This window comes from Halobaculum sp. P14 (assembly GCF_051195155.1).
Classification (GTDB): domain Archaea; phylum Halobacteriota; class Halobacteria; order Halobacteriales; family Haloferacaceae; genus JBNTKA01.
In genome coordinates, this window is sequence record NZ_JBNTKB010000004.1 from 252,619 (window position 1) to 263,945 (window position 11,327).

The following is an 11,327-nucleotide window of genomic DNA, read 5'->3' on the forward strand; positions in this document are numbered from 1 at the left end:
CGCGGCGGTCGCGGCACCGGGTGCACGCCGGGCCCCGGCATCAGGCGACGCTCCGTGACTCGATGACGATTCCCGTGCCGGACCGCACGGAGAACCCGATGGTGTCGCCGACCTGGCTGCCCATGCCGGCGAAGCGTTTCACGGCGATGTTCCGCCGGACGTCGCTGCCGACCTCCACCATCTGGAGTTCGAAGAAGACGTCCGCGATGGAGCGGAACGGGCCGATGGCCTCCTCGCCGACCGCCGAGGGGTCGACGGTGAGGACGATGACTTTCCCCTCCGAAATCATGTCGCGGAAGAACGAGATGATTTCGAGGGCGGCCTGCCGCTCGTCGTTGTTCCGGACGAGCGCCTCGAACGTCGGGTCGTTCCGGAGGATGGAGTCGAACGTGTCGATGATGATGACGTCGGAGTTCCACATCGTCTCCGCCTCCATCAGCCGCTTCAGCAGCTCCTTGCGGTCGCCCGATGACTCCGAGAAGTTGCCGCCGGAGTCGAAGTCGGCTGCGAGGAACAGCAGCTCCTCGTTCAACAGCGGCTTGGTGACGTCGTAGTCGAGCGAGTACATCTGGTCGATGAACCCGGAGACGGTGAGCTCCGTCGACAGCAGCGTGACGCTCGCGCCCTCCTCGACGAGCCCGTAGCTGAACCGCTGGCTGATGGCGGACTTGCCGGCGCCGTAGTCGCCCTCCATGAGGACGATGGAGCCGCGCGGGATGCCGCCGCCGAGTTCCTTGTTCAGCTGGTCGCGCTCCGGAAGGCCGATGGACAGCAGCGTGTTCTGTTGGTTCCGGCTCATGTTCTGAAGGTGAACACCTCCTCGTCTTCGCGGACCACCAGCTTCAGCCGGTGGTCGCCCGCATCGAGGTTGTCTGCGGGGATTTCGAGCTTCACGACTTCGCCGGAGTACCACGTCGACGCGGCGCCGACGACGCTGACGGACACGTCGGTCTCGTACTGACCGTCGAGTATCACGTCGAACGCCGCCGGCGACGCCTCGAGCGAGGACGACCCGGTGTTGCGGACGTAGACCGTGACGTTGCCGTTGCCGGACGTGTTCCAGACGGGCGCGCCGGGATCGGAGACGATTTCGGTGTCGGCACGGACGTCGCCGGCGACGTCGAGGGACCGGGCGCTGATGGCGTCGCTGACCCGGCCGACCTCGCTGGTGAGCGTGCCGGCGACGGAGGCGGCGACGAGGATGGCGGCGATGAACAGGATCATCTCGGCGGCGCTGCCGCCCGCCATCAGGCCACCTCCTCGGCGTCGCTGACGCCGTGGTCCACGACGACGCTGCTCCGACTCGGCTCGGACGGCAGTCCGACCTCGAACCGGGCAGTTTCGCCGGGCAGCCACAGCGACGTCGCGGCGTCGCCGGCGACGGTGACGTTCTCGGGCGGCACCGTGACGTAGCTGTTGTCGGCGAACAGGTCGACGTGGTCGAGCGACAGCGACGTGGTGCCGTCGTTCTCGGCGGTGACGACCAGCGTCGAGTTGCCGTCGTAGTACGTTGCGTTCGTCACGGTGATGTGTGTGTTCTGCTGGTCGAGCGCGCGGTCGCGTGCGGCGTGGTGTGCTTCTGTGACCTGTTCTGCGCCGTTCGCTGCGGCCGGGTAGAGGATGCCCGCGGCGAGGAACACGCCGAGGAACACGACGGCCGACGACGCGCTAACGCTGAGGCCCATGCAGGCCCCCCGAGAGCTGCGGCCACCGGTCGATGACGACCGACTCGGCCGTGGCGTTGGTTAGCTGCATGATGTATTTCAGGCTCTGCGTGTGGTGGTCCAGGTCGAGCTGGGACGTTCCGGGGCGGTCCATGAGGTTCCGGTCGATGTCGCCGAAGCCGGAGAGGAACGCCTTGAGCTGGTCTGCGACGTCGTCGTCGATCCAGTCGACGCGGTGGTAGTAGTTGACGGCGCGGACGGCGTCGGTGGTGCTGGACTCCTCGACGAGGTACTCCAGCCACTCCATCACCATCAGGTCGCCGACGTAGTCGCCGGGGAGGTCACAGAGATACGGCTTCTCCGGCTCGTCGGAGAGGTCGTCCTCCTCGACGAACTCGAAGCCGCCGTCGTCGCCGCCGACGCCCGCGGAACTCGGGTCCGTCGGCGCGGCCGTCGACGTCCCGGCGTCCGGTTCCGGCTCGGGTTCGGGGTCGTCGGCCACGTCGAAGTCGTCGCCGCCGTGGCCGTTGCCGGCTTCCGGGCCCGCGTCGAGCGCGTCGAGCGGGTCGTCGTCCGGCTCCGCCTCCGCCTCGTCGTCGCCGGGCGCTTCGTCCCAGTCGGCGTCACCGGATTCGTATTCGTCTTTCAGTTCGCTGAAGCTCTTACCTCCGTTGTCGCTCGCCATAGTTTCTGAATCAGTGGTGTCGTCGTCGGTTTCATCGTCGAGTTCGTCGAAGCCGTCGTCCAGCCCGTCGAGGTCGTCCCCGTCATCCAGGTCGTCTTCGCCGTCGCCGAGGTCGTCGTCCTCCGCGAGGTCCTCGTCGAAGAACCCTTCCGCGTCGGCGGTGGCGAGGTCCTCGTCGAGGTCCTCCTCTACCTCCTCGGCGCCGTCGTCGTCGAACAGCCCGAAGCTGCCCTCGCCGCCGAGGTCGTCACCGGCCATGCCGCCGGTGGAGACGTCGTCGACGAACGGGTTGATGCCCCGCGTCACCATCTCGTAGATGTCGAGGAGGCTCCGGACGTCCTCGCCCATGTCGTCGACCTGCCCGGAGATCTCCTCGTTCTCCGAGCGGACCGTGTTGACGGTGGAGGAGAGGCTGGCGACCTCGTTTTCGAGGTCTTCGAGCCGCTTCTCTAGTTCGGCTGTGGAGTCGTCGCCCCCGTCGTCGCCGCCGCCGAAGGGGTCGTCGTCGTCCCAGTCGTCCATTTCGCCTAATTCGCCGAGGTCGTCGCCCCCGCCGTCGCCGCCGTCGGCGTCGCCGCCGCCGAACGCGCCGTCGTCGTCGAGCAACGGGTCCTCGGAGTCGTCGGTGTCCACGGAGTCGTCGTCGCCGTCGCGGAACCGATCGAGGAGGCTCGCGCCGAGCAGGCCGAGCGAGGCGAGGAGCCACGCCTGGCCGCCTGGGATGACCCCGGCTCCCGACAGTGCGGTGAGGAGACCCATTGCCTCGATTCTTCCCTGACCGAAACTTAAACCCTCCCCGCAGATTATCGGGGGCGATAACAGACGCCTCAGGCTGTCGCGGACGAGATTCCGGTCGGCGAATCGGTGGCCGTCGTGACTACCGCAGCGAGGAACTACCGCTGTGAGAGACTACCGCCGCGAGGAACTACCGCCCCGAGAGTAATTGCCGCGCGCAGGGGAGCGGTTCGCCGTGGAGAAGGCCGTGAGTGCAGTTTGAGGCTCGGTTGGCGACCGCGACGCTACAGTACGAGCTGTGAGCCGTCGGCGTACGAGATGCGGAGGTCGCCGGAGGCGGTGTCGAACTGGATGGATCGGCCGCGGTCACCGCCCGTGTCGTCCGCGACGACCGGGACGTCGAGCCGTTCGAGCACCGCTTCCGCCGCGGCGACGTTCCGTTCGCCGATTGAGCCGGCGTCGTCGCCGAGATCCAGGTTCAGGATGGCGGCGCCGCCGACGAGTTTCGCGCGGAGTTCGCCGCGGGCCGCGCCGGCGTCGACGAGTTCGTCGACGAGCAGCCCGACCCCTTCCGCGACGAACTTCGTCTCCGGACCCGGCCGGTCGGCCGCGGCCGGCAGCATCGCGTGGAGCAGCCCGCCGGTTTCGGTCCGCGGGTGGTACAGCGTCACGCCGAGACAGGAGCCGAGGCCGCTGGTGACGAGGACGGCGCCGTCGGTGGCGACGCCGTGTTCTGACAGGCCGACTTTGCGTCGCGGCGCGCCGTCGATAGTGAACTCGGTCGGCGGGGCCGCGTCGCCGCCCGGACTGGCGTGAGAATCAGTGAAGTCCATCGCCCCCGACCGTTCCGCCGTCGGCGGCCGCCGGGTCGATGCGGTCGAGCGCCGCCGCCAGTTCCTGCTGGTCCGGCAGCGCGTAGATGTCACACCGGACGTCGCCGTCGGGCGTGTGGACCGTGGAGTCGATGATGAACGCGTGGTCCTGTCGGCGGCAGAGCCGGCTGACGAGCGGGCTCATCACGGCCGACCCCATGTCGTGGACGAACTGCGGCGGCGTGTGCTCGATGGACGTGCCGAGCACGTTCGCCCAGCCGTCGATGAACCCTGACGTCATGATGTTGCCGAGTTCCCGGAGCGCCCCCTTCTCCATGTCGCCGATGCCGGGGTCGGTCTCGGTCGGAATCATGCCGGCGGCGACCTCCTCGGCGGACGCCTCGTCGAACAGGATGGCGAGGAAGCCGCTCGGCTCCCCGTGGAGTTCGAAGATGGTTCCGGCGACGGTTTCGTCGCCCACCTCCGAGGGGACGTCCTGCACCGGGACGAACCGGAGCCGGGAGACGTCGACGTCGGTTTCGGTGCCGGTCATCATCGTGATGTTGTCGGCGGCGCTGGACGCGCCGCGTTTCGTCATCTGGTTGAACGCCGGGAGCTTGTCGACCGGGACGGCTTCGCCGGCGGCGGCGGAGGCGCTCGGGTTCGCGCCGTCGTGGCCGAGCATGTCGGTGAAGCCGGCGTACTCCGGCAGCATGTAGATGGTGAACGACAGCTCCGTGTCCATCGACGAGATCTGCGATTCGAACATGAACACGCCGGCGCGGTCCGAGTCGAACGCGCCGTCCGGCAGGATGTCGGGGCCGGACGCCTGCACGTACGTCGGCGGCGTCATGTCGATGGCGACGCCGAGGTGGTCGGCCCAGCCGTCGATGAACCCGGACGTCATGATGTTGCCGGCTTCGGTGACGCCGCTGCGAACGAGGGCGTCGTCGTCGCTGCCGCCCGGCATGAGCCGCGAGACGAGTTCGCCGGCGGCGTCGCGTTCGAACGCCATCACGGTCTGCCCGGCGATGCCGCCGTGCAGCCCGATTTCGACGCCGACGAACTCCCGGCCGGCGAACGCCTCTTCGAGGTCGCCCGCCGCCATCAGCGTCACGTCCGTGACGTCGACGTACACGTCCGTGCCGGTGAGCTGGCCGAGGGCGTCGGCGGCGCGGTCGGCGCCCTGGCTCGCCAGGTCGCTGAAGGTGCCGAGCGACTGGATGTCGACGTACATCCCTACGCGGGGACCACGTCGTTGATTGCTTCGAGGACGTTCGGTTTCTGGAACGGCTTCGTGATGTACCCCTCCGCGCCGGCCTTCACGGCGGCTTTCATCTTCTCTTCCTGCCCGACGCTGGTGCACATGATGATGTTCGCGCCGGGGTTGTCCGCCGTGATCTCCTCGGTCGCCTCGATGCCGTTCCGGATCGGCATCACGATGTCCATCATCACCAGGTCCGGGTCGTACTCGCCGTACATGTCGACGGCTTCGACGCCGTTCTCCGCCTCCCCCACGATTTCGAACTCGCCTTCGAGAATCTCCCGGAGCAGGTTCCGCATGAACTCCGAGTCGTCGGCGATCAACACTTTAGTCGGCATAGGTATCTGCCACCCTCCAGCGGACATAAACGCTCCCCCGAGAGTATCAGCCGTGAAAACAGACGCGTGCCGCTTCGGTGAGCCCTCGCGGAGGCGCCGGCGCCGGGCGTTACTCCAGCGTCAGTCCGCCGGACTCCTCCATCGCGGCGAGCAGGTCGTCGATGGAGTCGCTCCGCGACAGGCCGAGGTCGGCGAGCGACCGCGTCACCGCCGCGGCCGGCACCTCCACCGACGAGTCCATCTCGACGAGCAGAATCCCGAGCGCCCGCGCCGCCGTCGCGTCGTCGCCGGCGGCCGACCCCGCGAACCACGTCGCCAGCGTCTCGAACGCCTCGACGACGTCGTCAGACGCCATCCGGTGCCGCGTCGTCTCGTCGCCGAACGACAGCGTCGCGTCGAAACCGTACTCGAACTCCGACTCCGACAGCGACTCCGCGAGCCACTGCCCGACCGTCGCGGCGTCCACGTCGCCGGCGGCGGCCGACGAACCGCGGTTCTGCGACGGCGCGCCCCGGCGGCTGTGTGACGCCGGACTGCCCGGCGACTCGTCCTGCTGCCGAGACGCGCCGCTGGACGGCTCGGCGGCCGGCTGCGTCGACGTGGCCGTCCCGTCGTCGCCCGGGAGGCCGTCCAGCGCGTCGCTGCCGGTCGGGACGTCGGCGGCGTCCGCGCTCGCCTCAGCGCCGCCGCCGAGGTCGCGGGCCGCGATGTCGCTCACCGAGGGAGCATTCGAGTCGTCGGGGGCGGCGTCGCCCGCCGCCTCCGGGCTCTGAGCCTCCGCGTCGGCGTCCGGAGCGTCGTCCTCCGGGTCGGGCGGGGCGCGCGGCGGACCCGCGCCCGCGGAGACGACGTAGCGATCGTCGCCCAGCTCCCGGACGTACTCGCTCCGGGAGATGTCGAGATCGTCCGGGTCGAGCGCCGGATCGCTGTGGTCGTCGCTCATCAGTGCAGTGTACGTTCGTGGAGCGCTAAAAAGGTGTGAGTCGATTCAGCGGGACCGGCTTACAGTTCCACGCCCTGCTTCCCGTCGAGGGACTCAGGAACGGTGAACCGAATGGCCGTGGTCGCGCCCGCCATCGTGTTGACCTTGATCGTGACCGATTCGCCCTCGGCGAGTTCGTTCGGCGAGTTCGCGTCGGACAGATCGAAGGTGATCTTCAGCCGGTCGTCGGCGTCGTTGAGAACCGGCGCGGAGTTGTCAGCGTCCTTGACCTCGGTCACCGTGAAGCGGCTGTCGGCGCTGGTCGCCCCCGCAGCCACTTTGTTGTGAACGATGGTGTACGTCCCGTCAGGGCCGATCCAGTTGACGGAGACGTTCCGGAGGTCGATCTCACCTGCACCCGGTGCCTGTGAGACGGTGACGTTGACCTTGTCGACCTGCGAGCCGTTGACGTGGCCGGTGGTCGAGACGGCCTGCAGGCGGTCGGACACCTGCTGTGCGGACTGTTCACCCGTCGCCTGCGCTTTCGATTGGAGGAAGCCGGCCGTGTTGATCAGGACCCCCGCGGCGATCGCCGCCACGAGCACCATCGCGATGAACACGATGAGCGTCCCGATACCAACCTGACCGCGCTCTTCCTCTTCGGTGATGAACTCGAACATGGTTACAGTTCCACCGCGTCCTTGCCGTCGAGCGACTGCGGGACGGTGAACCGGACCGTCGTGGTCGCGCCCGACATCGTGTTAATCTTGATGGTCACCGACTGCCCCTCCTGGAGGAACGCCGGACTGCTGGAAGCGTTGAGGTCGAACTCGATGTTGAACCGGTCGTCCGGGTCGTTCAGGACCGTGTTGGAGCCGTCGGTGTTCTTCACGATGGACGTCGTGAACTGCCACCCCGACTCGCTCGCGGAGCTGTGCGTCAGCGTCTCGGTGCCTTGCGGCCCGATCCAGCTGATTGTGGCGTTAGAGAGGTCGACCTCCCCGGAGCCAGGTGCGAGCGTGACCGTGACGTTCACGAAGTCGACCTCGCCGTTGTTGACGTTACCAGACGTGACGACTTCCTGCAGGCGGTCGGACACCTGCTTCGCTGACTGCTGCCCCGTTTCCTGTGCTTTCGATTGGAGGAAGCCGGCCGTGTTGATCAGGACCCCCGCGGCGATCGCCGCCACGAGCACCATCGCGATGAACACGATGAGCGTCCCGATACCAACCTGACCGCGCTCTTCCTCGTCCGTTATGAACTCGAACATCTGTTTGGTAGTGGGTCCCGGCTCGTGCCGTACGGCCGGGCTCTGGACCCACCGAATCGGATTCACCTATTAAACCTGACTCGCTAGTTTTCAGAGTAGATAACTACCGGCGACGTCTGCCTCAATCCGTCGAACCGTTCCAGTCGGCCAGGTGCGTCGTGGTATTCAGCCGTGATACCGCCCAGTTGCCGCCGACAGATTCGGCGGACACGGCCGGAATGCGGTCGGTACGCTTATACCTCGGAAAATCAGATACGATACTCAATGGCGGTGGACGACGAGGAAATCATCGAGGTGCTCGGGAACAAGTACAACCCCGAAATCCTCGACGCGGCTGGGGAACCGAAGTCGGCACAGGAGCTTTCGGACGAACTCGGCGTCCCGATAGCGACCTGCTACCGACGCATCAACGAACTCGAAGAGACGGACCTCATCGAGCTGCACGACCGGCCGCTGTCGGACGAACACCGCCGAATCAAGGTGTATCGGCGCTGCGTCGACGGGGTCAACGTCAGGTTCCGAGACGGGCTCACTGTCGAGCTGGAGCGGCGGTCGGAAGTGAAGAACAAGCTCGACCAGGTGTGGCAGACGATGAACGACAACTGAGAGACCGGGCGGGTCTGAGGCGCGACGCGTCGGGCGGCCCGGTTAGAAGCCGGCGTCCGGGCCGTCGCGGCCCATCATCGAGAAGCCGCCGGCGCGCTCGTACACTTTGATGCCGCCGTCGGCGATCTCCATCGGGAAGATGTCGGTGTCGATGTCCTGTTTCCGCATCTTCGCGACCCAGACGTAGCGGTTCACGCCGGAGTCGGTCGGCGTCTGGATGAAGTAGATGTTCCCGTCGGTGAGGAAGTTCTCGAGGCCGATTTCGGTTTCGGGGAAGACGGCGCCCTGCTCGTTGATGAGCAGCGACGTCAGCCCGTTCTGCTTGAGGATGTCGGAGAACTTCAACAGGTAGGTGCGTTTCTCCTGCTCCGTCTCGAAGAACAGTTCGAACATCGTGAGCGAGTCGAGGACGAGGCGGTCGTACGCCTGCTCGCCGAAGTCCTCCAGCAGCGTGTCCATCGTGGAGGTGAAATCGCCCTCCCGGAGCATGTGGCTCTTGTCGTACACTTTGATGTCGCCGTCGTCGACGAGCGACCCCCACTCGGAGAACCCGATGGACTCGGCCGCCTCCCGGATGTCCGCTTCGTTCTCCTCGAAGGAGATGTAGATGCCCTGCTCGTCGAACTCGGTGACGCCGGTGTAGAGGTACTGGATGCCGAACAGCGACTTCCCGGTGCCGGGGTTCCCGCTCACGAGTACCGTCGCGTCCTTCACCAGCCCGCCGTTGAGAATGGAGTCGAGGCCGTCGACCCCGGTTTTGACCGTATCGACCATGCTCGTTGACAGACGTGGGGGCCGCATAAATGAAAACGGTTCCGACGCCGAGGCCCGCCGTGTGCGATAGGTTTAAGTTCGGAGGATTCGCCGTCACAGCCATGACTGGATTCCGCGCGCGGCCCACGGTGAGTACGGGGCGATGACGCGGCACGTGCTGATCGTCGAGGACGAACCGGAGGTCGCAGACCTCTACCGGGGCTACCTCGCCGACGACTACGACGTCGACGTCGCGACCACGGGCGAGGAGGCGCTGGAGCTCGCCGACGAGACGGTCGACGCCGTGCTGCTCGATCGGCGACTCCCGGACCTGTCCGGGTCGGAGGTGCTCACCGAACTCCGCGCACGCGACCTGAACTGCCGGGTCGCGATGGTGACCGCCGTCGAGCCGGACGTCGACATCATCGAGATGGGCTTCGACCTCTACCTGGTGAAGCCGGCGACCCGCGACGACATCGTTTCCGCCGTGGAGCGGCTGGACACGCGCGCGAACTACGACACGAAGCTCCAGCGGACCGCCGCGCTCGTCACGAAGCGGGCCGTCCTGGAGACGGAGCGGACGCCGACCGAGCTCCGGTCGAGCCCGGAGTACGACGACCTCATCGCTCGCATCGAAGGGCTCGAATCGGAGCTCGACGACCTCGCGACCGCGTTCTCCACCGACGACTACCGGATGCTGTTCCGCGACATCGGCGACGACGGCAGCCAGTCCACGACCGAATCCGTCTAGCCCCGCACTGGCCGCCGTCGTCGACCAAGTGCGCAATTTTCGGAGGATACCGCGTTATTCGAGTTGTTCGCCGACCAGTTCGTCGGCCGCCTCGATGAACGCGTCACGTTCGCCCCGCGGAATAGTCGCGCCGGCGGCGACGTCGTGGCCGCCGCCGTCGCCGCCGACGGCGCGGGACGCCTCGCGCATCACGGCCGAGAGGTCGAGGCCGTCGCGGACGAGGTGGCCGCTGCCGCGGGCGGACACTTTCACCTCGTCGTCGTTCTTGTCGGCGAACGCGACGATGGGTTTGCTGCGGGAGACGCCGCTGGCGCCGACGGCCATGCCGGCGACGATGCCGACGATGGTTTCGCGGATGCGGCTCTCGGCGTCGAACCACTGGACGTTCTCCTCGGCGGTGACGCCCTCCGTTTTCACCCACTGCAGCCCCTCCGAGAGGTTCCGGCGGTGGTTCCGGAGCAGCGTCCGGGCGCGGTCGAGCGCGCCGCCGCGGTCGCCGAGACACACCGCGAGGCCGACGTCCGCGCGTTCGTAGCGCGCCGTCGCGTTCAGCAGCGTCGAGAACTCGCTGACGTCGCGCAGTTCGGTGCCGGGCGTCTCGTCGGTGAGGACGTACGTGGTGCCGACGAGGCCGTCGATTCGGTCGGACGGGACGCCGGAGGCGACGGCGCGGCGGATGAGCGCCGACGCGACCTGCTGGCGTTCGTCGCCGTCGAGGTCGACCCAGCGCCGCCAGTCGCCGTCGCCGTCCTTCAGCGGCAGGTCCAGCCCGGAGAGGAACTCGATGGCGCCGGCCTCGTCGTTCGAGATACCGGGGATTCGGGCCTCGCTCGCGTACTCGAGCAGCTTGGGGAGCGGCCTGGTCTGCCGGCCGTACAGCGCCAGGTCGGTCTCTTCGGCGAGCACGCCGGCTGCGACGCCGTCCGCGACGATGCCTTCGTTGGCGCCGCGGAGCCCGCCGTCGGTGTCCTGCATGTCGCCGACGGCGCCGACGACGGCGAGCTTCGCGAGGTCGCGGTTGTCGCCGTCGCCTTCGAGCGCCCGCGCGAGCACGTAGGCGGCGCCGGCGCCGGAGAGCTCCGCGGCGCCGTCGATTCCCTCCAGCAGCGGGTTCAGGTGGTACTCCGTGTCGGCGTCCGCCGGCTGGTGGTGGTCGGCGATGACCGGCGTGAAGTCGCCGGCGGCTTCGTGGCGCGCGATGACGTCGAGTTGGCCGCTCCCGAAGTCGGTGAACAGCACGGTGTCGTAGTCCGTGGCGGCGATTCTGGCGACTTCGGCCTCGTCGAGCTGCTTCGAGAACAGCGTCTCGAACTGCAGCCCGGCGCGTTCGAGCGCGCGGGACGCCACCGCGGCGCTCGTCAGCCCGTCGGCGTCGATGTGTGACGCCAGCAGGACCGAGTCGGCCTCCCGCAGCCGCGCCGCACACCGCTGTGCTCGCCCGTGCAGCGCCGGCACCGGGGCGTCAGTCTCCGCGTCAGCCGTCGCCATGTCTGCGTGACGGTGGGGCGTTCTCCCGGTTAAACGCTC

Annotated in this window: 14 protein-coding genes; 2 read left to right on the top strand and 12 right to left on the bottom strand. The window is 67.7% G+C overall.

What is annotated here, in order from left to right; translation table 11 throughout:
- Positions 1-40: 40 nt before the first annotated feature.
- From ACQUS7_RS10025 to ACQUS7_RS10070, 10 genes are all read right to left on the bottom strand, one after another.
- The gene (locus ACQUS7_RS10025) at positions 41-799 is read right to left on the bottom strand and encodes an ATPase domain-containing protein (protein WP_435126228.1); all 759 of its coding nucleotides are present in this window, start codon (positions 797-799) and stop codon (positions 41-43) included.
- Entirely contained in the window at positions 796-1,248 is a 453-nt protein-coding gene (locus tag ACQUS7_RS10030; protein WP_435146736.1) for a flagellar protein G, read from the bottom strand. The genes ACQUS7_RS10025 and ACQUS7_RS10030 overlap by 4 nt, the downstream gene beginning before the upstream one ends.
- On the bottom strand, positions 1,248-1,685 hold the full coding sequence (locus tag ACQUS7_RS10035; RefSeq protein WP_435126223.1) for a hypothetical protein: 438 nt from the start codon (positions 1,683-1,685) through the stop codon (positions 1,248-1,250). Before ACQUS7_RS10035 ends, ACQUS7_RS10030 begins: the two co-directional genes overlap by 1 nt.
- Positions 1,669-3,108 carry a FlaD/FlaE family flagellar protein gene (locus ACQUS7_RS10040; RefSeq protein WP_435146738.1) on the bottom strand — a complete coding sequence of 480 codons (1,440 nt, stop codon included), beginning with the start codon at positions 3,106-3,108 and terminating at the stop codon, positions 1,669-1,671. Before ACQUS7_RS10040 ends, ACQUS7_RS10035 begins: the two co-directional genes overlap by 17 nt.
- Positions 3,109-3,368: 260 nt before the next feature.
- Positions 3,369-3,917, bottom strand: a complete 549-nt coding sequence (locus ACQUS7_RS10045; protein ID WP_435126218.1) for a chemotaxis protein CheD — start codon at positions 3,915-3,917, stop codon at positions 3,369-3,371.
- Positions 3,904-5,133 (bottom strand): chemotaxis protein CheC, encoded by a 1,230-nt coding sequence (locus tag ACQUS7_RS10050; protein ID WP_435126215.1) that lies wholly within the window; start codon positions 5,131-5,133, stop codon positions 3,904-3,906. Before ACQUS7_RS10050 ends, ACQUS7_RS10045 begins: the two co-directional genes overlap by 14 nt.
- Before the next feature lie 2 nt (positions 5,134-5,135).
- Positions 5,136-5,498, bottom strand: coding sequence for a chemotaxis protein CheY (cheY, locus tag ACQUS7_RS10055; protein ID WP_435126212.1), 363 nt, complete (start codon positions 5,496-5,498; stop codon positions 5,136-5,138).
- A gap of 109 nt (positions 5,499-5,607) precedes the next feature.
- Positions 5,608-6,441 carry a DUF7500 family protein gene (locus ACQUS7_RS10060; RefSeq protein WP_435146741.1) on the bottom strand — a complete coding sequence of 278 codons (834 nt, stop codon included), beginning with the start codon at positions 6,439-6,441 and terminating at the stop codon, positions 5,608-5,610.
- A gap of 59 nt (positions 6,442-6,500) precedes the next feature.
- A complete protein-coding gene (locus tag ACQUS7_RS10065; RefSeq protein ID WP_435146743.1) occupies positions 6,501-7,100 on the bottom strand; it encodes an archaellin/type IV pilin N-terminal domain-containing protein in 600 nt (199 codons plus the stop codon).
- A 2-nt stretch (positions 7,101-7,102) separates the two neighbouring features.
- Entirely contained in the window at positions 7,103-7,690 is a 588-nt protein-coding gene (locus ACQUS7_RS10070) for an archaellin/type IV pilin N-terminal domain-containing protein (RefSeq protein WP_435146745.1), read from the bottom strand.
- A 264-nt stretch (positions 7,691-7,954) separates the two neighbouring features.
- Between ACQUS7_RS10070 and ACQUS7_RS10075 the strand changes: the two genes are divergently transcribed.
- The gene (locus tag ACQUS7_RS10075) at positions 7,955-8,296 is read left to right on the top strand and encodes an ArsR/SmtB family transcription factor (protein WP_435126201.1); all 342 of its coding nucleotides are present in this window, start codon (positions 7,955-7,957) and stop codon (positions 8,294-8,296) included.
- A 42-nt stretch (positions 8,297-8,338) separates the two neighbouring features.
- Here the strand turns inward: ACQUS7_RS10075 and ACQUS7_RS10080 are convergent, their stop codons facing one another.
- Entirely contained in the window at positions 8,339-9,070 is a 732-nt protein-coding gene (locus tag ACQUS7_RS10080) for an RAD55 family ATPase (protein WP_435126198.1), read from the bottom strand.
- Positions 9,071-9,212: 142 nt separating this feature from the next.
- Here ACQUS7_RS10080 and ACQUS7_RS10085 point away from each other — a divergent pair, with 142 nt between their 5' ends.
- Positions 9,213-9,800 (top strand): response regulator transcription factor, encoded by a 588-nt coding sequence (locus tag ACQUS7_RS10085; protein WP_435146748.1) that lies wholly within the window; start codon positions 9,213-9,215, stop codon positions 9,798-9,800.
- 54 nt (positions 9,801-9,854) lie between these two features.
- Here ACQUS7_RS10085 and ACQUS7_RS10090 read toward each other — a convergent pair whose 3' ends face one another.
- Entirely contained in the window at positions 9,855-11,288 is a 1,434-nt protein-coding gene (locus ACQUS7_RS10090; RefSeq protein ID WP_435146750.1) for a DHHA1 domain-containing protein, read from the bottom strand.
- Positions 11,289-11,327: the final 39 nt, after the last annotated feature.

Excerpts from the sequence above, each read along its gene's own strand:
- cheY (WP_435126212.1), bottom strand. The coding sequence starts at position 5,498 with ATGCCGACTAAAGTGTTGATCGCCGACGACTCGGAGTTCATGCGGAAC.
- ACQUS7_RS10030 (WP_435146736.1), bottom strand. The coding sequence starts at position 1,248 with ATGGCGGGCGGCAGCGCCGCCGAGATGATCCTGTTCATCGCCGCCATC.
- ACQUS7_RS10075 (WP_435126201.1), top strand. The coding sequence starts at position 7,955 with ATGGCGGTGGACGACGAGGAAATCATCGAGGTGCTCGGGAACAAGTAC.
- ACQUS7_RS10065 (WP_435146743.1), bottom strand. The coding sequence starts at position 7,100 with ATGTTCGAGTTCATCACCGAAGAGGAAGAGCGCGGTCAGGTTGGTATC.
- ACQUS7_RS10040 (WP_435146738.1), bottom strand. The coding sequence starts at position 3,108 with ATGGGTCTCCTCACCGCACTGTCGGGAGCCGGGGTCATCCCAGGCGGC.
- ACQUS7_RS10070 (WP_435146745.1), bottom strand. The coding sequence starts at position 7,690 with ATGTTCGAGTTCATAACGGACGAGGAAGAGCGCGGTCAGGTTGGTATC.
- ACQUS7_RS10025 (WP_435126228.1), bottom strand. The coding sequence starts at position 799 with ATGAGCCGGAACCAACAGAACACGCTGCTGTCCATCGGCCTTCCGGAG.
- ACQUS7_RS10050 (WP_435126215.1), bottom strand. The coding sequence starts at position 5,133 with ATGTACGTCGACATCCAGTCGCTCGGCACCTTCAGCGACCTGGCGAGC.
- ACQUS7_RS10060 (WP_435146741.1), bottom strand. The coding sequence starts at position 6,441 with ATGAGCGACGACCACAGCGATCCGGCGCTCGACCCGGACGATCTCGAC.
- ACQUS7_RS10035 (WP_435126223.1), bottom strand. The coding sequence starts at position 1,685 with ATGGGCCTCAGCGTTAGCGCGTCGTCGGCCGTCGTGTTCCTCGGCGTG.
- ACQUS7_RS10085 (WP_435146748.1), top strand. The coding sequence starts at position 9,213 with ATGACGCGGCACGTGCTGATCGTCGAGGACGAACCGGAGGTCGCAGAC.
- ACQUS7_RS10090 (WP_435146750.1), bottom strand. The coding sequence starts at position 11,288 with ATGGCGACGGCTGACGCGGAGACTGACGCCCCGGTGCCGGCGCTGCAC.
- ACQUS7_RS10045 (WP_435126218.1), bottom strand. The coding sequence starts at position 3,917 with ATGGACTTCACTGATTCTCACGCCAGTCCGGGCGGCGACGCGGCCCCG.
- ACQUS7_RS10080 (WP_435126198.1), bottom strand. The coding sequence starts at position 9,070 with ATGGTCGATACGGTCAAAACCGGGGTCGACGGCCTCGACTCCATTCTC.